This window comes from Neobacillus sp. Soil_C_43 (genome assembly GCF_057656715.1).
In genome coordinates, this window is the sequence record NZ_JBDGJV010000011.1 from 68,620 (window position 1) to 92,717 (window position 24,098).

Consider the following 24,098-nt stretch of genomic DNA (forward strand, 5'->3'; position numbering starts at 1 on the left):
AACCCTATTTTTTTAGATAAAGGCTTATCGCGACAAGTTAATCAAACAGTTTAGCAATAATACCAGCTACAATGACAACAATTATAGCCCCTATTATCGATGGGACTAACGAGAATCCAAGAATCATAGGTCCCCATGCCCCTAATAAATATGGACCAACCCATGCTCCCACGAACCCTGCAACAATAGCTCCAGCCCATCCCCCCGGCATATCGAAAGGTGATAACTTGCTTCCCACAACACCAATTACCATCGCAACAATAACAGTAAGAATAAAAGAAAGAATAGTCATTCCATTAACTCCTTTTTTTGACATTATATGCGGAACTTGTACAATGTGTTCGGTTTACAAGTATAATAAAAATATACTGTTCCTGGGGAGGATTATTGTATGTATGTTGAAATAGATAATGAATCAAAAAAATGGATAAAAGCAAAAGGAAATCAACTAACTGTAAAAATTCTAGAAACAAAAACTTGTTGTGCTCCTGGTGTTCAGGAAGTAGTGGCAGTTCCCGGAAAGCCCAAAACAACTGATCAGTTTACGGAATTAAAGGTCGATAATCTATCCATCTATGTACATAAAATTATCTGTAACAAGGAAAAACTCACACTTAAATTATCGGGTATCAGCTTTTTAAAATCCCTTTCTGCTAAGCTTCAATAAAATAGCGTATAAGACATAAATAATGCTACTTCTGAACTTGCGAAGTAGCATTTTTTGTACTTTATTAACAAACACAACATGTCTGCTATCAGGTGCCGCAAAACGTTTGATACGAACGACCTGTCGGTACAGGCAGTGTGCAGTATTCTTCCTGCTCAGGAGAATGAGCGTAGGGTTTTGATATCACTTGAATAAGCTTATCCAATATACTAAAATCTCCCTGTTCCACCGCAGCTTCTAAAGCTTCTTCTACCCGATGATTTCGAGGAATGACCGATGGATTGCTTTTTCGCATTAACTCATGTGATAATTCATTCGATTCCTGTTGCTTGCCTAATCTAGACTGCCACTTCTCATGCCATTGAGTAAATTCTGGATCCACAAACAGAGCTGTATCCTTCTGTGTATCAAAGGTTAATGCAAGGAAGGTATTGGTGAAATCTGCCCGGTGCTTTTCCATCAACTGAAGTAGTTCTTTCACTAGTGACTCATCTTGTTCCTCTTCATTGAAGATACCTAGCTTTGCTCTCATTCCTTCAAGCCATCTTCCTTCGAATAATGCACCATAACCTGAAAGAGCTTCTTCAGCGAGCCTCACAGCTTCATCTTGGTTTTCATTTATAAGCGCCAATAGCGACTCAGCCAATCGTGCCAGATTCCATACAGCAATATACGGTTGATTGCCATAAGCGTATCTTCCTTCCCGATCAATGGAACTGAATACGGTAGCCGGACTATATTCATCCATAAAAGCGCATGGACCATAATCGATTGTTTCACCGCTAATGGTCATGTTATCGGTATTCATCACCCCGTGAATAAAGCCTACCAGCTGCCATTTTGCAATAAGTGCCGCCTGACGCTTAATCACTTCCTTTAAAAATGAAAGATACTTATTCTCATCATCTTTAATATCAGGATAATGTCGGCTAATCGTATAGTCTGCTAAAGCTCGTAAATCCTCCACAGTACCAAATCTTGCCGCATATTGAAACGTACCGACACGAATATGACTGGCAGCTACACGAGTTAGTATGGCGCCTGGCAGGACTGTTTCACGGTATACAGGTTCACCTGTTGTTACGACAGCGAGACTACGGGTCGTAGGAATACCAAGCGCATGCATGGCTTCGCTAATAATATATTCTCGCAACATTGGTCCGAGCGCTGCTCGACCATCACCGCCTCGAGAAAATGGCGTTCTTCCTGGCCCCTTGAGCTGAATATCCACCCGTTTATTTTCGGGAGTAATCTGTTCACCAAGAAGTACAGCCCTGCCATCGCCTAACATCGTAAAATGGCCAAATTGATGTCCTGCATAGGCTTGTGCAAGAGGTGAACCACCTTCGGGAATCTTATTACCTGCAAAAACATCAATCCCCTCTTCCCCTTGCAATGCCTGGACATTCAGCCCTAAAGATTTTGCTAGTGTGCCATTTAGAATGACCAACTGAGGTGAGTTAACGGGTGTTGGATTGGTGCTTTTAAAAAATGAATCCGGCAGTTTAGTATAACTATTGTCAAAGTTCCAACCAGGGTCTTTTATTTTTTTTGTCATTGGATCTCCTTTATTTCTTCTGTCGTACTAAAACTAAATTACTTCTGCCAATTTATTATACCCATCAACGAATAAAATGCTCTCAAATAACATTTCAGGCACCACTCGTGGATAAATTCCTAAATTATCTACAAGTGGTGCCTGACACTATGGCTGATATAAATTAGACTTTAATTAGCAATGGAAAATTTGCTTGATACCAATGAATTTTCTACTTTTGGGATTTTACCTTCAAGAATCAAGATTTTAAAAAGTGCGTTAGCTGCTATTGGGTCAAATTGAGTTCCGATATTCCTTGTTATTTCGTTTGTTGCGGTTTCAATAGCTAATTTCTGTCTATAAGATCGATTCGTCGTCATAGCATCATATGCATCAGCAACCCCTAAAATCCGAGCACCTAATGGAATCTCTACACCAGATAAACCTCTAGGGTAGCCTTTCCCGTCTGGCCGTTCATGATGATATAAAACCATATCAGTTATACCCAGTTCTTGAAGTCGATGAATATCCTTAATAATCTTATAGCCTTCTTCAGGATGTTTTTTCATGATAGTATATTCTTCTTCTGTCAGTCTTCCTTCTTTTTGAAGAATAGAATCAGGCATTCCGATTTTTCCAATATCATGAATTAGTCCAGCCAAGTAAATAGAATCTATCTCTTTATTAGAAAGTCCCATTTCCTTTGCAATCTTTTTAGCATAATTTGCTACATTACTAGAATGATAAGCAGTATAGGGATCTTTTGCATCAATTGTTTTTGCTAAAGAAAAAACAGTATTAAGGAATAAATCTTCCTGCTCATTCTTTTCTTTGTAGTTTCGTGATGAAATCCATACTACCCTACGGACAATTACCATTAATACAACATAAGCAGCTATTATAGAAAGGTGTAATCTATCAGGAGTTCTCAGTACAATCAATGATCCTAGTAAAATGCCACTTAGAACAACATAGAGACTATTTCGAACAGGTATTAATGAGAGAAAGACAACAGGATAGGCATATAGGCCCAACAGCAAAGGGGACTCAAAAATATAATTAGCTACTATTGCTGCAACTCCAAATAACATAAATATTGTCCAAAAGAAAGATCCATATTTTTTAAAGGAAACAGGGCAAAATTGATCTCCTTTTTTACAGTTTTTCCATTCCTTAAGCATTTATTAAGATCTCCTTCAACATTATTATATAATTATTGTGTCTTAAATTTCTCATACAGACCAATCATTGTCAATAAATCCTTAAGTTTCCACAGTCTTAGTAATTGCTTGCTCAAAGTGCAGACGAAAGAAGAAACCCTTCAATACTATTTATTTATAAAAATAATAAATGACCATAAAAAGATGGTTTTTTTTTACAATCTTATATACATTTGATTATCATTTATTGAAATAATTTGAACAAAAATATGCAAGTCAAAAATTAATTATCATTACATCCATATTATGTGATTGCCTTTTTTGCAGCTATACCGTCATTTTCCAGTTTGATAATGCCAGCCAGTTTTCTTTTTCTTTATAATCAGGAATGATTTTACCAACCAGCCTCCAAAAAGAGCGGTCATGATTTAAATGCACCATGTGACACATTTCGTGAACAACTACATAATCAATTACACTTTGCGGTGCCATCGCCAATCTCCAATTAAAGGTTAGCTGATGCCGTGAATCACAGGTTCCCCATGCAGTTTGGCTATCTGTGATTCGAATCGAACGTGGTTTTGTTTTAAAGTAACTTTGATATGAGGAGATGCTCTTTTCAACTATTGCTTTACACTGCTGATAATAAAAGCGTTTTAATGCATGTTTTATTTTCTCATCTTCTGGGTACTTAACAAATATATGTAACTTATCTTCCTTAAATTTCACGTAATCTAGGGTAATAGTACTGTCTTGAATAATCTGTATGGGAAAGGTGTTTCCTAAATAAAGAAATTTTTCACCATGCTCATATACCTTTTCCTGCGGTCCTTGGAGCCGCTCCTTCATTTCTTTTAATTTTTGCTGAATGGGGTCCCAATTTTTCTCTAATAGTTGGATTACCTTTTCATCTGGTGTTCCTTTCGGTGCCTGGACTTCCACATTCCCATAGCTATCAATCGTGATACCCATTGAGGAACGATTTTTGTACTTAATTTCAAAACGTATCGTCTTATCTAAGTATGTGTGTATCATTTCATCACCTTTTTTAACATTACTTAAAAAAATAGCGCCTGTCCCTCAGAAGGAACAGGCACTAATATTACAAACTATCTTAGTCTTAACACTATGTTTTTCAATTCTTAAGGCAATACTCTAGCAGCACTCGTAAATTTTGCTGGGTTATAAGTGGAAATCTTCACCACATCACCCGTTTGTGGCGCATGAATATATTGTCCGCCCCCAATATAAATGCCAACATGGTAGGCAGGTGAGCCTCTAAATACTAGATCTCCCGGCTGTACTTGACTTGGAGAGATTCTTGTTCCAACCCTTTGTTGGTCACGTGACACCCTTGGAAGATTGATGCCAACTTGACGGAACACATAGCTTGTAAATCCTGAACAATCAAATCCGTTTGGCGTTGTTCCTCCCCAAACGTAAGGAACGCCCATATATTTTTTCGCAATAGCAATAACATTACTTGCCGTAGCAGAGGTAGATTCATTAGATAAATCTACAGAAGGTACAGATTTTGAAGTCTTGGTTCCTTCAGAGTGTCTTTGAGTAACCTGTCGCTGAGCTAATTGAGCTTGGCGACGTGCCTCTTCCTGTGCACGTTTCTGAGCCTCTTCTTGAGCCTGCTGTTGAGCCAATTGATTCTGTTTATTTTGTAATGTACTCTGTGCAGTAGCTAATTCTTTTTGAATTTCTGCTTTATCTTCTTGAATCTTTTTTTGTTCAGATACTAATTCATTTTGACTCTTTTTTAATTGATTGTACTCTTCATGTAATTTTTTCTCTGCTTCTGTTAATGCTTGTTCCTTTTCATTTAACCCGTTTAGTAAGGCTGTATCACTTTCCATAATACTCGAGATAGCAGTAAAACGAGTGAAAAACTCAGAAAGGTTATTAGATGAAAGCAAAAGTTCTGCGTATGTAACAATTGATTGTTTTCCCTCTAACTGAATGCTCTTAAGTCGTTCTGAATAGACCTCTTTGTGTGCTTCTAGGGACGCTTTAGCTTCTTCAATTTCAGCCTCTGTTTGTGCAATTTTCCCTTGTTGTGTCTTGATTTCAGTATTTAGTTTTTCACTTTTCTCCATTGATTGGCTAATACGGTCATCTATTTGTTGAATTTTGGTTTCAAAATTATCAATTTGGTCTTCCGTTGCATTAATTTGCCCCTGGATTACTGACGTTTCCGGACTAGCAAAAGTAGGTGTTACTTGGATCGTAGCGGCAAGAATGGTAGCTGTAACTGTATATTTAAAGAATTTTTTTATCATTACATTATCTCCTCTTGTAACCTATCATTAATTCCAAATTCCTAATATATTACTAGTTTATACTCCAAATGGACTAATAACAATGCAATTGGCAGTAATGTAATACAATTGTAATTTTATGTAGAATAATCTGACAAAATTGTCGACATCTGCTGAAAAAAATAAAGCTACCTTGCAGGCAGCGCATCTACACATAAGTACCTCCGTTAGGTGATTTAACGGAATACAAATGAAATCGCGAGAAATAAGCTGAAGACAAGCCCACATTTAAAACATTACAAAGATAGGCTTGTCTTTCTTGAACTTAGTTAATTTTCGTTTTCATCAGCTGATACTATGGTAAATCCCTCAAGTCCCGGTATAGCAATTTTGTGATGACAATCTCCACAGTTTTCAACAGGGAGCGCAGAAGCTGAAAAAAGATCTAAATCTTCCCCTCCATGATGAATCTGGGAAAGACAGATGTTTGTTGAAGATATACATCTTACAACAAGTTGTCCTTTAGAATTTGGTCCATAGAAACAACACCTTTTAGTCATTTTAGCCATCGATCTCACCTCCTTAATAAATCTCAATAACTATAAGATTCAAGAAAGGATAAAATTGCTTGTACTTAAACCTATTAATAGTCCATTTTGATAGGTTTATTGATAGTTTCTTGGAAATAGGAAAAAGGGGATTGGGGAAGTGGAAGCACAAATAAATAAGCCGCTAAACTGTTTAGCGACTTTTTATACGTTCTCGTTACCCATTCTTTGTTATATATATATTAATCTTTTAATAGGTAATGAATTGATTAAAGTGATGACTTTTCCCACATCAATTATTCACCAAAAAAACGTAAAAATAAAGAAAGGCAGCTCTTCTGCCTTTCTCACTTTGTAAGTAACTCATTCCATTTCTTAACCAAACGCTTCGGTGCTGCACGCAAATAGGCTTCTTGAATAAGATCCGCCAACTCATCCCAGTCTTTTTCCTCTGGATTTTGAATAGACACCCAGCCATGATGTCCTATGTACGGGGTTTTGAAAAAATATTCTTTCTGCAGCAATAATTCCTGTGTTTCCCTGTCTGATTTAAACGACAGGCTGAATCCTTTTTCGCTTTCACCTGAAATCACGAAGGATTTCCCATTGATTTTAAAAGTATTGTGACCGAAACCGTCGATAATTTCAGTAGCTTCAGGAAGTGCAAGACAAATGCTGCGAACTTTTTCAAGCATGCCTGCCGTGTCATGTGTTTTCATATTTTCATTCACCTATCGACCATTCTATTTTGCGTTCGCATCGGGTTGATGAATTCCGAAAATATTGCCTTCGGTATCAATATAGTATCCTTGCCATGCCATTCCAGGCAGGGCATATTTAGGCATGGCGACCTTGCCACCATTCTCCAGAATTTTCGCTTCCGTTACATCGTAATTTTCTACTCCCATTGTACAAGCATACCCATTTAATGCTTGATTTGTTTCCGGTGGAGCACTTTGACGCTGCATCAAGGCACCATTGATTCCAGGTTCATTTTCATCGCCAGTCACAGCACCAAAGTAGGGCATGCCTGCATACTCACTCCAATCCTGAAATGACCATCCGAATACCTCTCCATAAAACTTTTTTGCCCGTTCCATGTCACTCACATGAATTTCGAAATGAACTAATCTTCCCATAATGGCCTCCTATTTTTACAAGAATGGACTATTTCTACGTTGCTTTTCAACTCTAATAGATTCTTTCATACTTCTCTATTATAGGATATTTTATGGAAATAAATTCCGTCAATCATTAAAAAAAGCTCAAGCACCTTGATCAGCCACGAATAAGAAGACTGGTCGGTAGTCTATCGGGCCGCAAACAGAGTGCTAGTCGCCCTTAAGAGTACAAAAGTCCTTAGGCTCTAGTAGTCTTGCAACTTACAACAGGCATTAAAAGTTCCCCTATTTACCGGTCGTGTACTTTTTCCCTTACCTCGGGCATTAGAAACTTCTTCTATTTACAGGCGTGCTTCTAACCATTAGATTGAAACATAAAATACTACACTATCAAGGACTGTGGCTGTAATAAATTTTATACATTCTTATCTTTAAAAAAAGGCAGTTTCCCCTTTGTGAGAGGGACTGCCTTTTTAGGTTTTAAACTATTTTTTTCTCAAAACTTACGTCAGTATCTTTTTTTCCAGAAAATAAATTTACTAGAGCTTCCGGAAGAGCCATCAAGGCCGGAACAAAGATTGGAAGCAGAATAAAGCAAAGGATAACCAGACCGGCAATAACAGCTATGGCCAGTTCTGATAAAAGGATGATACCCGAAGGCATCAGTGTGGCAAAGGTGCCGCCAAGAATAATTACTGCTGCTATAATCACACCGCCTATTTGCTTTGAAGCCAACACGATTGCCTCTTTAGCTGGCATATGTGGATATTCCTTAAACCGCATCATTAAAAATATACTATAGTCTACTCCCAAAGCCACAATGATGATAAAGGAGAAGAATGGTACGAAGGAAGAAATACCTTCAAGCCCGTTCAAATCTATGAAAATATAATTTATAAGGAACATCGCCGCATAGTATGCCCCAACAATGGATGCGGTGATGAAAACCGGTGTCCAGAAAGATCGTATAACAAAGAACAGTACAAGCAATACTCCGATAATGACGATCGTCGTTGTTTTATTTAAATCTCTAGTCAAAACATTATTCATATCGTTTGTTGTCGCACTTGGTCCGGATGTTCCACTCTTGGCATCAGATAGAGCGGTGCCTTTAAGTCCATCAGTAACCGTTTCATTGATTTTGTCTACGGTCTTTAATGCACTCTCTGAATATGGATCATCATTCAGAACAACCATGAATTTGGTGATTTTTCTATCTTCGGACATGAATGTGTCAAACGATCTTTTAAAGTCCTTATTAGTCAACGCTTCCTTTGGAATAAAGAAAGTTTTATTCGTATTCAGCTGCGTTAAGTAACCATTGGTTTGTCCCAATCCGTCAGAGATTTGCTGTAAGCCGTTGTTAACATCTGACAGTTTTTCGCCGAAGACAGTGAATCCATTGAGTCCGTCTGCCAGCTGTTGCTGACCTGAATTCATCTGGCCCAACCCATTCGTGACACTGATCATATTGGTTACGATGGTACCAATTCCTGAGGATGCCTGACCAAGTCCAGATTCAAGCTTTTTCAACCCATCTGCCATTTGTGCTAACCCGCTGCTCATAGCGCCAAGATTTTTATTTGCTGTCCCAAAACCAGTAGTTACTGCATTATAATTAGCATTTAATACTTGGATTCCTTCAGGTGTGATTTGACTTAATGATGCTGATGTCTCATCAATTTTCCGCTTCAAATCTACATAGTTTTTATCACTTTGAGACTCTCCATAACTGTTCCCTAATGCCGTTACCAAAGATTGCATTTCCGACAACTCAGCTTTTACCCTTAAAAGTTCTTGGGCGGCATATTGATAACGAGAGCCCATCTCAGCATAGCCAGCCTGCATCTTCCCATAATTTTCAGCTAACAAACCAACACCTCTGCTCATCTTTGAGAGATTTGTTTCAATGGTAGCCATACCGTTAGTGATAGTCTTTGAACTACTTGACCCATCATTTATACCCGCTTGGATTTGCTTCAAACCAATAGTTAAGGCAGCCATACCATCTTGGAGCTTTGCCGTACCGTCAACCATTTGACTGACTTTGGAAAAGTCTGCAGAACCAAACCCTTCTTGTGCTTCTTTCAATCCATCATGAATTTGATCCACACCACCTTGCGTTTGTGACAAGCCATCCGTAACAGCCCCCATTTGACTGTCGACGTAAAAATCATCAATTGGCTTTCCTTGAGGTTGTGTGATGGAAGAAACCTGCTTCACTCCCTTAATACTTTTCAATCTTTCAGTTATGTTATCAATGACTGCAAGAGAGTCATTATTATCAAGTGCTTTACCAGTTTCGATGACCACAGTCGCAGGCATTGCCTGGCCTTTTCCAAAGTGCTTCGATACCAAATTTATCGCTTTAGAAGAAGGGTATTTATCTCCAAGTTCTCCAACCGTATCAAAGTTAAGCTTTTCCTGATGAAAATACACCATTGGTCCGAGTATCAAAAGAATGATGACAGTGGATATAATAGGGTGCTTAACAGCATAGGAGGATGTCTTTCCCCAAAACTTGTTTTCCTTATGACCCATTACATTCTTAGATGGCCAGAAAAGTTTTTCACCTAATGCCTTCATGACAAATGGCGTTAAAGTCAATATTTGCAGTAACAATATGGTTACTCCGATTACAACCACAACACCTGATCGATAGATTGGAGATTCGGCAAAAATGAGAGCAAGGAAAGCAATAAATACAGTGAGTATGCTGTATGCAATTGTTTTACCTGCCGTTTTATAAGTGTTTACGATTGATTCATCAATAGAATGTCCATGGGATAATTCTTCCTTAAATCGATTAAACAGAAGGATGTTATAATCTGTACCAATCCCAAAAAGGATAAGGATCAGGAGCATTTGGGTAAGACTAGTTATTGGAAATCCTGCCTTATCAATTAATTGAGCTGCAATTCCCATGGAAACAAGGTAGGAAAAAGCTACAGCCACTAAGGAAATCATAGGTGTAACGACTGACCTAAATGCAATGATAAGGACTACTAAAATAAAAATAACGGTTAATGCCGCACTCTTTTCGACACCTGCCTGGGATGCCTTCAGATAATCATTATTGATAAAGTCTTCCCCACTAAGATAGTAGTCAACAGGTACATGATCCAATTTGCTTTCAATTTGTTTTTGGATATCATCTATTTCTCGCCCTCTTTTATCAAGCTTATAGCTCACTATAAGTGTTGTACCATCTTTAGATACTAAAGAGCTTTTGGCTTCGGGGATGCTGAAAGGATCCATGATGTTAGCAATACCAAGCTCTGATCCGCTATCGCGAATGGTTTCTACCGCATCACCGATTTTTCCCATTTCATCATCTGATAGTTTATTTTTATCGTAAAAAACGATGAGGTTGTTTGTTCCTTTCGTTGTATCCATCTTTTTTAAGATACGATCTGCCATTACGGAAGGGCTATCATTACTCGTTCCTTGCTGCCCTTTTTGCCGTAGTATGGCATTGATGTCTGGTTGAATGACTGTAAGTACGATCGTCGCAATCAACCATATGGAAAATATGGCCCAGCGGCCTTTAATAATCTGTCTCACCTTGAATCCTCCGTTATTGTAGAAATTTATTTTGTTTTTTCTTGAAAGTACAAAACATCAAAAAATTCACGATTATCCATTCCTTCTGACTCCATTTTTTCCTTAACAGCCGAAACCAATAATCTCATACCCTTCTCAACAATCTCCTGTTCATTTGGGTTTAATAGACTTAAGACATCTACTAGTGACTTATTTGCTATATCCGTTATGTCCTCATTGATTCCTTTTGATAATTCGTTGGAAAGTGAAATCTCCACAGAACGTTTATCATTAGGGTTTGGAGTTTTCACTAGAAGCTCTTTTGAAGTAAGTCGTTCAACGATATCTGAAACCGTACTTTGGGTCATTTTTAGGTTTTGAGAAAGATGTTTAATACTGATTTTTTTATGAGCAAACACTTCTCCTATTACTCTTGCTTGAGGAATCGTGACACCCCGCTCTTCGGAATGCTTCTGAAGACTTTTCATAATATAACTTTGTAACAGATCTATAGATTCCCGAATAAAAATGGCTTTTTCCACCATTTACTAACCACCTTCCGAAAAAATAGCACACGATGTATCCCATAAGATACATCGTGTGCTATCTATCGTAAAATTTTATAACTTATTTGTCAATTAAAAGGTTTCCTTAGGAATCAAGCACCTTGGGTTTGCGGTTAACTTTGAATTATTTCTTTTGCCTTTTCCTTCATTTCCTTAAAACGTTCATTTAATAGGCTTAGAATCTTGCCGTCGGCCGTAAAATGCATGACGACGGTCTGTATCTCACGTTTATTGAATTTGCCACGTTCATGAATTTTATATCCTCTGCCATTAAGCTTAAACCTGATCATAAAACTGTCAGCTTTCCTTTCTTCTCTCGGATAAACTTGTAGAAAATGAAGAACTGCCTCTTGGCATGTACAATCAGGATTCATACAATATGAGTCAGCGACCAAAAATAGCTTCTCCATACAATCTAAGGGAAAAAAATCGTTGTCTTGATTAGGGAAAATCTCTGAATAACAAACTGTGACCCCTTGAGCAATTTTACTCAGAACTGCATTCATACTACCGCTCCTTTTTCATTCGGATTTAACGGCAACTTTCCCATTTATTCTAGTTATTAAATGAATATATTTTTTTCATCACTTTAATTAGGAAGTTAATTATAAGACGGCATGATTGTGGATTTAAAATGGTGAAAATCAAAGGGGAAGATTGCAGGTTTACTAGAATGGAATCTTAATTACGAAAATATCAATTTAACCAAAATACACTTTTACACTCTCTTCTTTTTTTGCTGTTTCTAAACAGTTTTGTATAAAATCTAGGATTTGTTTTAGATCCCAATTTTGAGAATCACCATTTTTATATAATTGCTTGTACTTATTCAAAGCTTTTTCAATTTGTTGTATGGAGAAGGTAGACCAGTCTCCTGACCCACTAACTCCTGCATAGTATTTATTTGCCTCAAGTAGGCTGTACAGTATAGTAGCATTATAATTCCCCATGCTAAAACGTGCATAAGCAATTTCTTTTCCTGCCTTATTGACTCCATAAATATCGTGACCCATTATTTATCCTCCTTCAAAATTAAAAAATACCAGAAAGTATAGTGGCAATGGAATCTTTTAAAATATAATAAGTAGTTACTTTGTTTATCACTCCTTTCAGTTTTTTATTAAAACATTATTTGTTGAAACAGGATGGAATATGAAAAGGTGTTTTGGTGAGAATGTGAAGATTCAATTAGGAGGTTATTCAGAAACGTTGGCATAATTCACTAGTTGTTTTGTTTTCATTCTTTATGGGTTTCATGTATGCAAGGGGTTTAAAAATTGTGGGTAAGCACTAGAGGCTAAGTGAAGTTTTCAATATAATAATTTCATGAACCGATAAGCTTGTCAACAACCTATGATTCGACAAAATTCGAGTGTTTGCCAAGGGATGCCACAGGGGCGGTTCTTTTGGCTTTGCAAGGTCTCCTTAAATCAAAAAACCAGCAGAACCGTCCCCTAGGCACTTAGGCACTTAATTTTGACTAATATTTATGTTATCCAAGTACACGGTGGTAGCTGCATTTCCACCGGCGATGTTTCCTAGTTCGAAAACAATTTTTCCATCAGAGAAGGTGTCTTCAGTCATTGTAAAGGTAAAGCTGTACCGCTTTATCTCGCTTGATAAATCAAAGGTTTGAGTTGGAGCATAGGAAATAAACCATGGATCAGATGTGAGTTCTTTTCCAATATTGATGTTCATTTTTCTGGCTATATCAGCACTTGCATCAAACTCAACGGTATAACTTGCTCCCTTTTCAAATAGCAAGTCCTTCTGAAAAACTTGAGGCGAATAGCTTGCCCCCCCAACCTGTGTTATATCAACCTTTAGTTTACCATTTTCAGAAGTCATAGTACCTCCAGCATAACCGCTCCACTGGTCACCCCACCAGGCAGACCAATCATCTGTACCTTGATCGAAGGCTCCATTATCAATTCCAGCAGTTTTTGTCGTTCCTGGAACAGGAGGCTCCATCCCCTTAACTTTAAGAACGACATTATCAATAAATACATCATGGGCACCTAATGGTGAACTAGATGATTTTCCTAGTTGGAATTTAATCGCTGTTAAATCATCTGTTGGCATTTTTAAATCAAATGTATACGACTGCATTTGATCTGTAAGTGCTGCCTTTTGATCAAAATATCGATTGTATTGAGCATTCTCAACCGTTACCTCGATATCTCTTGGCTTGGTAGAACGAGCATCAAAGGACACTTCATACGTTACTCCCTTTGCCAGGCTCATGTTTTCCTGTTGAAGCAAAATACTCCACGTTTCATTACCTTCATTTCCAATAGCCACTTTTGCCTCGCCATTATCGGCAGTAATTTGTGCACTTGCATCATAATGAATATAATTGCCCCAAGTATTTAGCCCATCATTAAAGCTTCCATTTTTAAGAGGGAATAAATCTATATTGCCATAATCCACATCATCGGAGGTCTTAATTAATCTTACATCATCTAGATAAACATCCGCAGTTTGCTCTCCAAAGTTAAAAACAAATTGGCCATTCTTATCTGTTACGGTGTCAGGCATCGTAAAAGCGACTGTTTTTTCTTCCATAGTAGGTGTAAGTTCGATGGTTTGTGGACCGGAAAAGCTTCTTTTTCCGTCTTGACTCCTAAAATCCACTTGGATGGTCCTCGGTTGATCCGCTCTTACTTTAAAGGTTGCTTTATAGTCATTTCCCTTTACAAAGTACATTCCTTTCTGGTTAACCTGTACGGCATCGGGATTTTCACCGTCATCCTGAATGGAAACATGTAATTCCCGGGTTGCCTCATTCACCGAGATGTTTGCTGAAGCACCTGCCGTTACAAAATTCCAATAAGTCATTCGATCCATACTGCCTTGGTCAAACGTCCCATTATAGACATGATTTCCATCTGGAAGCGGCTGTTTCGCGGCATCATAATCTTCAGGTAATCCTGTAATATCTTCCACACGAACATTTCCGATCCATACAGGGCTTGTCCCATTTCCACCTAAGTTAAACTCAAGTCTAGATTCAAGATCTGTGTCATTTAACATATCAAACGTAAATCCATAGGTTTGAACTTGGTCACTAAGCATAAAGGTTTCTTCATTGGAATATTTGGCCCATCCTCTTGAAGCCCCAGCTCCAACCTTAACCATCATATTTCGGACAGTTGCAGATTTCGCATCAAAACTTACTTTATACTTTCCACCCTTGCCAAGTGAAAGGTTTTGAATCTGCTGTAGGGAATACAACTGCGTCCCAGGATTTTCAATCGTAATTTTTGAAAAATTAACCCCATTTATTGAATCCTTACTAACTGAGCCCGAACCACCGAAATCCGGTAGATGGACAAAATTCCAATAAAGCGGATTCAAATCAATATCCGACTGCGCAATGTCTGTAACTGGTTGTTCGTATTGATTATCATAGATTAAATTGCCATCTGCTAAAGGTTGTTTTGCATTATCAGGTAAAACAACTGGCTCTAGAGCAGGTTCAACTGGCTCACGGTAATCTCTCTTCTTCAAATCATATACACGGACATAATCAATCTCCATTTGGCTTGGAAATTTGGTCGTTGCATCAGGATCGCCATCAAAATTACCACCCACTGCGAGATTCATAATTAAGTAAAATTCCTGGTCAAATGGTGCTGGGAAGGAATATTTTGCTGCATTATCTTTTCCTTTGGAGTACCATTTATTTTGAGTTTCATATAGTTCCCCATCCACATACCATCGAATTTCTCCCGGCTCCCATTCCAGCGCATACGTATGCCACTTATCAACTCCTCTTTGTTTAGGCAATGTATATTCCTTACCTATAAATTTGTTATTGGGCCAGCTCTCCCCATAATGGATCGTTCCAGCCACCGTATTTGGTCTGCTGCCCCAGCCCTCGGCAATATCGATCTCTCCTGAAGCAGCCCAAGAACCATATTTATCATCTTCTGGAAGCATCCAAATCGCTGGCCATAGACCTTTACCAGTTGGCATCTTTGCTTTAATTTCATAACGTCCATACTTTTTACTGTAAAGGTTTTTTGTTTTTAACTTCGCTGATGTATATTCGTATGTGCCTAATTCATCCGATACCTGCTCTTTTTTTGCTTTAATCACGAGCTTGCCGTCTTTTACATAGGAGTTTTCCTTAGAATCAGTATAATATTCCTTTTCATTGTTTCCCCAACCAGGCGTGATTGCAGTTCCTTCGCTATCTTTCATCCAGTTCCCAATATCATAGCCCCATTTGGTGTGATCAATCTCTGTTCCATCAAATTCATCAGACCAAACAAGTGACCATTCAGATTTGTTCGAGTGGTTCAGCTCAACCTTCTCATTTTGTGATAGCTTACTGCTTGCTTCTGCTGCCAATAGGTTTCCCGGCATAAGCAGCATCGCACTCATAATAATCGCTATTTTTTTCTTCAAACCTTTCCCTCCTTCAATATTCATATGCATTAAAAAGTGTAGTTTTTAAAAATATCACCTCCCTTGCGAACATTCTGTAATTTTTAAAGTCTCTTTATCTATTTTTCTATCAGCAAGGTAGTGATGGAATGCTCTGGAAGCCTTACCTCTGTAAACTCTCCTTCTAAATCTATCGTGACTGATTCTGGCAGATCACAGGGATTCATAATGACAACAGCCAGTGACCCATTTACATTTATAAAGGCTGTTGCCATTAATGTTTCCGACTCTAGTTCAAATCCAACTCTCACCGCATTTGGCTTAATATATTTACTAAAATGACCGATATAATAGTAGGAACTGTTATAATGGATTTCACCTGTTTTTGTATCGACAATGATAGGTGCATCGCAGTAATTCCCCACATGATTAGGTCCTCCCTTTTCATTGAGAACCAGATTCCAATCAATCCATCCTTCTAACCAATTATTAAGATCTCCGATGATGTTACGAGCATAACGTTCACCGGTATGCCAAGCGCCTAGTTGAACACCACCTTCAATACAGCCTTCTGTAAATATTAAATGTTTATCTGGAAACTCTTGATGAATTTTCGATAGGTTCTCAAATTCCTCTGAGACATACCAATGGAGCCCTGTTCCCCATATATATTTAGAGGCCTCAGAATCTGACAATATAGTAGTTGCACGTTCGTAGGCGACGTCACGATTATGATCCCATATAATAATTTTCTTCTCCTGCAGTCCCTCTCGCTCTAAGGTAGGTCCTAAGTAATTTTTCACAAAATCTCTTTCTTCCTCTGCAGTGTACCTGCATGAATCCCAGACTTGAGTTGCTTCAGGCTCATTTTGGACAGTAACACCCCATATAGGAATTCCTTCTGCTTCCATCGCCTTAATATATTTTGCGTAATACATCGCCCAAGCAGAAAAATACTCTGGCTTAAGCTTGCCGCCATTATTCATCTCATTATTTGTTTTCATCCATGCAGGCGGACTCCACGGGGAGGAAAGAAGGGTTAATTCTTGGTCTCCTTCTTTCATGGCTTCTTTGATTAAAGGCAGGACATATTTTTGCTCCCGCTCAATTGAAAAGGTCTTTAGCTCAGCATCATTTTCCTCAACATACGTATAGTTCCCCAAAGCAAAATCACAGCTATGAATATGAGTTCTTCCCAATGTATATCCGAGGCCAGTATCTTTATTAAAATAGCTCTCTATCACTTGTTTTCTACCCTCATCTGGAATTTGTGCAAGTGTGTAGGCTGCTGCCTCTGTAAAAGCACCTCCAAAACCCATAAACGTTTGGTATCTTTCCCCAAAATTAATTCGTAGAATAGTAGTTCCATGTAAGGGGACACCAGTTGTAACCAATGGTGTTCCCTTTTCTATAAATCGTTCACCTGTGTTTTTAGCCGTTTGTATGACTTTTATTTTCACCAATACCATCCCAATCTATTTAGTCTAGGTAAACTTCGATTCTATTGATTTCTCCCGCTCTTACCATTTGAGCGTATGGAGCTTCAATTCTTACGTTATTCACTGTAACTGCACCGTCTTTACCATACAGAATATACTTTTTGGTTGAAACACCATCGATTCCAAACGTATTTTTTCTTTTAGGATTATGATAGGTTACTAGAGTTCGTCCTAAGAAAGAAAATTCGACTCTTCCCCTCTCATCAAATAACCAATCCGGTAAAATCGGCTGCAGACATAATGTAAGACTCTCTTCTTTCTCAGAAAACACTTCTTTCCCCATCATCATCGTCTGCCACATCGTCAGAAATTCAGCTGTTGTTCCACTAAGTCTTGCCACGAATCCCTGTCCATGAACTTTCGGATCAGGATTTACACTACTTGCAATAAAGGAAGAATTCTCTAATACACTTCTCCCATATACTTCAGGATTCATAAACGGTGGAAGAGCGTACTTTATGTCTTGAAAGAATTCCTCATAAAGCCCTGCTTTTAACACGCCAAGAAGATATTTAAATTCCATGTGCATAAAGATGGATTCACGTTCAAGCCACCCAGGTGTGAAAGCTCTTGAACGACCAATTTCATAGGTTTCCATTTCAAGTGATGCAGAGGTTTTATACATATGGAGTTTGGAATCAAAGATATCTGATTCTCTGACTGCCTGATACATCTTTCTAGCATTTTGAGATGAAGTTGTTTTGAACGCTCTTGCTGGTCCTTCAAGAAAATGAGGAAGGACGTGTACCTTAAAGTCGGTTACATTTACAAAAGGAAGCCCAAGTTCATTAGCCATCTCCACCCCAGTTTCACCTATGATTTTTTCATAGCTTGCAGCTTCATAGTAAAGATAAGTTGGAACCAGTCCATTCCCTAATTCGATAGCTCTCTCAATTCCCTCATCCACCTTACAAAGGAAGTCCCTCGTAAATGTTTCCAGCTCTTTTAATGAAAGTAAGACTTCCTCTTCTCTGAAGCCATGCCTTACTTCTTCACGATATTGTTCACGGGCTGTTGCTATATAATCCCAATACTGAAAATGATTAATCTCCTGCGTGTTGAATTTCTGCAATCCTTCCACAACAGTCAGAAGCAACTGATACACTTCAACTGGCAGAGAAATCCGCTGGCTTTCTGTTTTACAAGTGTTTAAATTAAACTCAAGTACCCGTCTTAATTCGAGGGTTTCACTTAATGCTGAACCCAATAATCCTGGCAAGCCGTTCATTGAATCATTCCAGCCTGGTTTATTCGCTTCCATTTCAATGCCCATTCCCAACGGGTCAAGGGTTGCAAACTTAACAAGTCCGAGCGTAAATAATTTGCTAAATAAATTTGTTGTATACTCTTCTCCCGTATGAGACTTTACCCAATTACCTGTTTGCTCATGATTCGCTTCAACAATCGCGTTATATTGTCGTACGGACTTGTCTTTTAGCACATACTTTTCTGAACGTGGCTTAACATAAACAGGACTTGAGAAGTACCTATAACTATCATCCTCAAATAATAGCTGACTTCTCTTTTCCGGATAGATCTTTAAAAAGTTTTCAATTAAATCAAGGTTGTAGGTCCAGTGATCCATCCAGTACCCTTCCCCAAATTCTGCCTCAACACTTTGCTTGCTCCTCGTAAGTATGGTTTTTAAAAACTCTGGCAACGAAGTGGTCAGGGACATTTTTCGGTCGACTATGGTTTGCAATAGGTCCCCAGGTGTGAAGGCTCTTTGTAGCTTCTTCAAGATGTACTCATAATCGGAAGAGTGTTCAAATAGACACTGAAGCCAATCTAATTTCGTTTTTTCTTCAAGTTCAAAACTTGACCCTTTGACTACGAGTGGATTATACCCATCTGCTTGAATGAGACTCATGAATAATTTAATATTGTAATCTCCTATTTCAGGATGGAAAAACACATCATTTCTTCGGTTTTGGTTTACATCCCGGAAATTTCCATTCCCCTGGGAGAAAAACTCAGGAGCAAGGGAGAAAAAGTTGTAGTCTCTTTCTAAATCTCCGTGTTTACGTGAAAATACATAATAAACAAATGGAGCATGCTCTGTAGGAAGGAGGACTGGGTATCCGCCTCGTAAAATATTATCCAAGTAACTTTGCTGACAATAAGCATCAAATAATGGATTGTTTGTCTTTGTATAGATGTCCTTTGTCAAATCACTAACTAGTTTATTTGCCTCTAGATATTTTCGCTCCATATACTCCTTTGATGTTATTTCCTTTGCTTTCTCATTGATAATTTCAATATCCATAACATGTCCAATAAGCGTGTAAAGGGTAGCATGCTCTCCTGGATTTAGTTCCTTAGAAATGCCGGAAAAACCAGAAGGTACCTTATTAGCTGTAATAGGTTTACTAGAAATAATAGTATCAACCGACTGGGTAGCGAATTCCGTCGGATACGTCTTAGAAGTGTTAAATCCAAAAATCAGGTCTGCATCTACAATAGGTTCCAATAGCTCGCCATTATTTAAAAAACTCAAATAGAAATGCCCTTTCGTTACTTCTTCTACTTCTGCTGTATCATTTGTAGAAGATCTGACACGGTAATAAGGAATTTTCTTATCTAGATTAAAAACATCCATCCAGCTTTTTAGCGTATTTCCTACTGCTTTATAGGCGGCGTCTTCAACCCCAAACGGTATAATGGAAGCCAAACCATCCACTACCTCCAAATCTAAAGTACGGTCAGAAATATTAATCAGTTCAACTTTACGAACCAGTCCGGCGTAGTTTTCATTAGGCATTGTGAAATAGGTGACTATAGTTTTTACGCCGTGTTCATCATTGATTTCTTCTAGTTTTAACTCGTTTTCCTTTATAAACATTCTTCGTGTTGGGTTTTCAGAGGGTTGATAGGTTGTGAATGGTTCAAAAATGAATTCTCCGCTTGAGTCCTTCACCTTTATAAAAGTACGAAACCCGTTCGTTGAAACTCGTTCATATGCCTGATTAGCTGGATAAAATTCTGTAATTGCATTATTTTTATCCTTTATTCCAAAGCTAACAATTCCCTGACCGCGGTTGACATAAAAAGACCACATGGGAATGCCGTATAACCCAGCTAGACCTGGAAGAAAACTAGAAAATGGTTTTGCCTTATCAAATTGTTCGATAACAAAATATTGTTCTTCATTAAATCGGTAATTAGCCATATTTCTGCACCTCGATGTATGTATTTTTGATAGAAAACAACAAACTGAAAGCGTAATCATTTATCTGTAAAAAGGATTTTTCCTTTCATTCTTATTGTATCGTTGAAAGAAACTCTTCTTTAGATAGTGAATTTTGTATCAGGTGTCAATATTTTAGAAACAGGACAAATGTGTTTGGAAAAGGTTTTGAAAACAAAAAAAAGATGAGCAAAATCGCTCACCTGTACATTTTTTGTTCTCTATATTCGGTTGGAGATACTCCTTCAATTTCTCGGAAGACTCTCGTAAATTGTTTTGGATTTTTATACCCCACCATTTCACTGATTTCAAACACTTTGTACTCTGAATCTGCTAATAGTTTTTTAGCATGATTAATCCGTATCATTTTCAGGTAATCTACAAAGTTTTGATTAGTATACTCTTTGAACATATGGCTGAAATAAGAGTAATTAAGAGAGATATAATTGGATACAACAGCAAGATTTAAATCCTTTGAAAAGTTTTCTTCTATATAGCGTAATGCCTTATCCATATATTTTTGTTCTGAATAAACTTGTCTTAGCTTTTTATGGTATTCATGTAAGCGAAGCAACAATTCTTCAACGTCACGATAATACTCATGAAAGTTTTCAAAGTTGTAAATATCCTGGATCTTCTCATAAAGACATGTTACATCATTAGACTCTTTTCCAAACTTAGTAATTGTATTTTCGAAAATAATGTGGTTGATTTCTTTACTGAGTGCTTCCATATACGTAATATTATTTTTTGCTATGTTATCATAGTCAAGGACCTTTAATAGGTGCAATTTTATTTCTTGCTCCCGTTCAGTTCCTATCATATTAACGACCTTTTTTAGTATATCTACAGGTATAGTTAAATTAGTAGGTTTTCCTTTTACATGCTCATAGAATACAAGCTGATTTGCTGGAAAAAGGAAGTGATATTTAAGAGAATAGATTGCCTCTACATAACCCTCCCTTAAAGCTTTTAATTTCTGCTTCTTTTCACTTACTGCTATCGAATAGCTAAAGTATCTTTGTTTACCTAAGAACTCATTTAATTCAACGAACATATTATCCTTTGTTATAACCACAACATGCTCATCTTTATCTAGAAAACAAATGACATTACTTCTATGCTCTGTCTTGAAGAAATCCTTAATTCTTCCGAGCAGAACCTCGCCATCAATTTTTTTACAATTTTTCACAACACCAACATAGTACCCCTCCAGATAGGCTTCTATTTGCATATTGCTACATAGGTCTACAATTTTTCCTTCATCAAGGTTGGGGTTCAATAACATATAATTTAACTGATTTGCTCGAAATTCATCTAGGTGCTGGAATGCCATCTGATTATTGACTTTAAGTTCGTTTAGGATATCTTCCAAATCTTGATATAGCTCATGGCGTTTCACTGGTTTTAAAAGGTAATCTTTCACTCGACATTTAATCGCTGCTTTCGCATATTCAAAGTCATCAAAGCCACTAAGAATAATAGTAGCTGGTATAGGAATTTTCATACACTGAATCTGTTTGATGAGTGTAATACCATCCATCCTCGGCATTTTTATATCTGTAATTAAGATGTCAATCTTATCATTCTGAATCTTTTCTAAGGCATCCATTCCGTCAAATGCCGTTTCAGTCGTAAAAACATCTAAAAATTCTCTATCAATCATTGCCTTAATTCCCAAACGAATCATCTTTTCATCGTCAACGATCAAAATCTTATACATTGCTTCCCGCCCCCTTGATGCTTCTATATGGCAGTTTGATTATGACAGTAGTTCCTTCGTCAAGAACACTTACGACTGTTAATCCATAATCATTTCCATAGTATAAAGTAATTCTTTCGTTTAGATTTCTAAGTCCAATCCCATTACCTTTTCCCCTGTCCGTCTCAGCGATTGGTTGGTCAGAGTTTATTCTGTTATTTAAGCTGGCTGTTTGTTCTAATGGTATACCGATACCATTATCTTCCACTTCTATAAAAACAAGATCCTCTTCTATTCTAGCTCTTACTTCAATGATTCCCGGTCCTTTCAATAAGTTGGGTCTTATTCCGTGTTTCACCGAATTTTCTATAATAGGTTGAAGAGACATTTTTAAAATTTCTTGTTCTTTTAGTTCAGGTGGAACCTCTACTTTAAGCGTTAACCCTCCATCTAACCGCAAATCCATTATATTAATATAGTTTCTAATGTGTTCAATTTCTTCTTTTAAACATACTACATCATTTTTCCATTTTAGGTTATACCTCATCATCTCACCTAAGGAGGTAACTGAATCTGAAATCTGATAATTACCCTCAATTTCGGCCATCATCTTAATGTTTTCTAAAGTATTGTAAAGAAAATGGGAATCAATTTGAGTTTTTAAGGCATTTAGCTCTGCTTCTTTTTTAGCAGCCTGTTTATTGACTGCTTCTGTTATTAATTCATTTATTTTATTCAACATATTACGAAAATGAGTAGCAAGCTGTCCTATTTCATTGTGATCACTTATATCCACATTTACGGAAAAATCTCCTTTTTCTACTCTCTTCATTGATTCAATCAATTCCATCATTCTTTTTAAAAGGAATCTAGTTAAAGCATTGGTAAGCAGGGATAAAATAATGATTAAAACAACAATCCCTACTAAAACCATATATCTTGTCTTAGTAATTTGTTTATAAATACCTTCTAAAGAAATCAAATTTAACATATAGGAGTCTATCCCATCAATGTAAACGGATACAACCATATATTCTGTGTTTTCATTTTTAAAAAGAAAACTATTGTTTTTCTTTTTCTTATTTGCTTCAAACGATTTCTTTAAATTTGTTAGATTGACTTGCTTTTCTTTCAAGAAGTTATTATAGGGATTTTGAATGATGTTTCCTTTGGCATCTATTACAATCATTTCAGAAGTAGGCTCCTTAACGGAGCTAAACATTTTCGGAAAGAAATTGTACAGGAGCATGTCTACTTCAATAATGCCTAGATGCTCATCTTTAGGGTATTCTATTTCTCGTAATAAAGAGATTTTAGACTGATTTTTCGAGGTTTGCCTGCCAAGAATATCATGATCCTCTTCGAACCACCATAATTCAGTCCCATTAAGGGCATTCACCTCATCCAGCCAAGGCTTGTCTAAAATTCTTTTTTCCCGAAACAAAATGGGCCACATCTCGGTGATATAAGGATTGGAAGTATAGACATGAATATTTTCTATAGTAGGGTTGTTAAACTGCAATTTACTAACATTGGAGATAGATTTCGTATTAAAATCTATTAAATCACTAATATTTGTGTCATTGCGGTATTTCACATAATCTATAAATGAACGATCTGCAACGATCATTTGAGCTGTTCGTCTTATGGTTTCAATATTGTTCAAGATATGAATTTTTTCAATTTCTAACATGTGTTCATTTTTGTTTTCAACATCTTTTAATGCACTATCGAAAAGTTGATGGGTATACCTCAGGGTAAAGGTCATAATAGGAATCATAATGATAATAATATATAAACCGACTAATTTTTTTTGCAAAGACAATCGGTCTATTAACAACTTTAACTTATGAATGATGGAAAATGCCATGATGATCCCCCTGAAGTATTTAATATATTTCAAGTATAA

Annotated in this window: 18 protein-coding genes; 1 reads left to right on the forward strand and 17 read right to left on the reverse strand. The window is 37.3% G+C overall.

What is annotated here, in order from left to right:
- Positions 1–37: 37 nt before the first annotated feature.
- A complete protein-coding gene (locus tag AC3A54_RS15395; protein ID WP_308080807.1) occupies positions 38–292 on the reverse strand; it encodes a GlsB/YeaQ/YmgE family stress response membrane protein in 255 nt (84 codons plus the stop codon).
- A 99-nt stretch (positions 293–391) separates the two neighbouring features.
- On the opposite strand from AC3A54_RS15395, the gene AC3A54_RS15400 reads away from it, so the two are divergent.
- A complete protein-coding gene (locus AC3A54_RS15400; RefSeq protein WP_487655097.1) occupies positions 392–667 on the forward strand; it encodes a CC/Se motif family (seleno)protein in 276 nt (91 codons plus the stop codon).
- Between the two features lie 88 nt (positions 668–755).
- On the opposite strand, the gene AC3A54_RS15405 is transcribed toward AC3A54_RS15400, so the two are convergent.
- The 16 genes from AC3A54_RS15405 to AC3A54_RS15480 form a co-directional block, all read right to left on the reverse strand.
- Positions 756–2,225: a protein adenylyltransferase SelO gene (locus AC3A54_RS15405; RefSeq protein ID WP_487655098.1), complete on the reverse strand. Its 1,470-nt coding sequence runs from the start codon at positions 2,223–2,225 to the stop codon at positions 756–758.
- A 170-nt stretch (positions 2,226–2,395) separates the two neighbouring features.
- Positions 2,396–3,385, reverse strand: a complete 990-nt coding sequence (locus tag AC3A54_RS15410; protein WP_335547022.1) for an HD-GYP domain-containing protein — start codon at positions 3,383–3,385, stop codon at positions 2,396–2,398.
- Positions 3,386–3,691: 306 nt separating this feature from the next.
- A complete protein-coding gene (locus AC3A54_RS15415; RefSeq protein ID WP_487655099.1) occupies positions 3,692–4,399 on the reverse strand; it encodes a M48 family metallopeptidase in 708 nt (235 codons plus the stop codon).
- A gap of 107 nt (positions 4,400–4,506) precedes the next feature.
- Positions 4,507–5,652, reverse strand: coding sequence for a C40 family peptidase (locus AC3A54_RS15420; protein ID WP_487655100.1), 1,146 nt, complete (start codon positions 5,650–5,652; stop codon positions 4,507–4,509).
- A gap of 308 nt (positions 5,653–5,960) precedes the next feature.
- Complete coding sequence (locus AC3A54_RS15425) at positions 5,961–6,200, reverse strand: hypothetical protein (protein WP_487655101.1); 240 nt, start codon at positions 6,198–6,200, stop codon at positions 5,961–5,963.
- 326 nt (positions 6,201–6,526) lie between these two features.
- Positions 6,527–6,898 carry an MmcQ/YjbR family DNA-binding protein gene (locus AC3A54_RS15430; protein ID WP_487655102.1) on the reverse strand — a complete coding sequence of 124 codons (372 nt, stop codon included), beginning with the start codon at positions 6,896–6,898 and terminating at the stop codon, positions 6,527–6,529.
- Positions 6,899–6,922: 24 nt separating this feature from the next.
- Complete coding sequence (locus AC3A54_RS15435) at positions 6,923–7,318, reverse strand: VOC family protein (protein WP_487655103.1); 396 nt, start codon at positions 7,316–7,318, stop codon at positions 6,923–6,925.
- Positions 7,319–7,780: 462 nt separating this feature from the next.
- The gene (locus AC3A54_RS15440; RefSeq protein WP_487655104.1) at positions 7,781–10,864 is read right to left on the reverse strand and encodes an MMPL family transporter; all 3,084 of its coding nucleotides are present in this window, start codon (positions 10,862–10,864) and stop codon (positions 7,781–7,783) included.
- 26 nt (positions 10,865–10,890) lie between these two features.
- Entirely contained in the window at positions 10,891–11,388 is a 498-nt protein-coding gene (locus AC3A54_RS15445) for a MarR family winged helix-turn-helix transcriptional regulator (protein ID WP_487655105.1), read from the reverse strand.
- Positions 11,389–11,522: 134 nt separating this feature from the next.
- Entirely contained in the window at positions 11,523–11,915 is a 393-nt protein-coding gene (locus AC3A54_RS15450; protein WP_487655106.1) for a hypothetical protein, read from the reverse strand.
- Positions 11,916–12,110: 195 nt separating this feature from the next.
- Entirely contained in the window at positions 12,111–12,422 is a 312-nt protein-coding gene (locus AC3A54_RS15455) for a hypothetical protein (RefSeq protein WP_335533421.1), read from the reverse strand.
- Positions 12,423–12,879: 457 nt separating this feature from the next.
- On the reverse strand, positions 12,880–15,822 hold the full coding sequence (locus AC3A54_RS15460) for a carbohydrate binding domain-containing protein (RefSeq protein WP_487655107.1): 2,943 nt from the start codon (positions 15,820–15,822) through the stop codon (positions 12,880–12,882).
- A gap of 98 nt (positions 15,823–15,920) precedes the next feature.
- The gene (locus tag AC3A54_RS15465) at positions 15,921–17,264 is read right to left on the reverse strand and encodes a glycoside hydrolase family 30 protein (protein ID WP_487655108.1); all 1,344 of its coding nucleotides are present in this window, start codon (positions 17,262–17,264) and stop codon (positions 15,921–15,923) included.
- 16 nt (positions 17,265–17,280) lie between these two features.
- A complete protein-coding gene (locus AC3A54_RS15470) occupies positions 17,281–20,469 on the reverse strand; it encodes a cellobiose phosphorylase (RefSeq protein ID WP_487655109.1) in 3,189 nt (1,062 codons plus the stop codon).
- A 217-nt stretch (positions 20,470–20,686) separates the two neighbouring features.
- Positions 20,687–22,210: a response regulator transcription factor gene (locus tag AC3A54_RS15475; protein WP_487655110.1), complete on the reverse strand. Its 1,524-nt coding sequence runs from the start codon at positions 22,208–22,210 to the stop codon at positions 20,687–20,689.
- Positions 22,203–24,059: a sensor histidine kinase gene (locus AC3A54_RS15480; RefSeq protein ID WP_487655111.1), complete on the reverse strand. Its 1,857-nt coding sequence runs from the start codon at positions 24,057–24,059 to the stop codon at positions 22,203–22,205. Before AC3A54_RS15480 ends, AC3A54_RS15475 begins: the two co-directional genes overlap by 8 nt.
- Positions 24,060–24,098 lie beyond the last annotated feature (39 nt).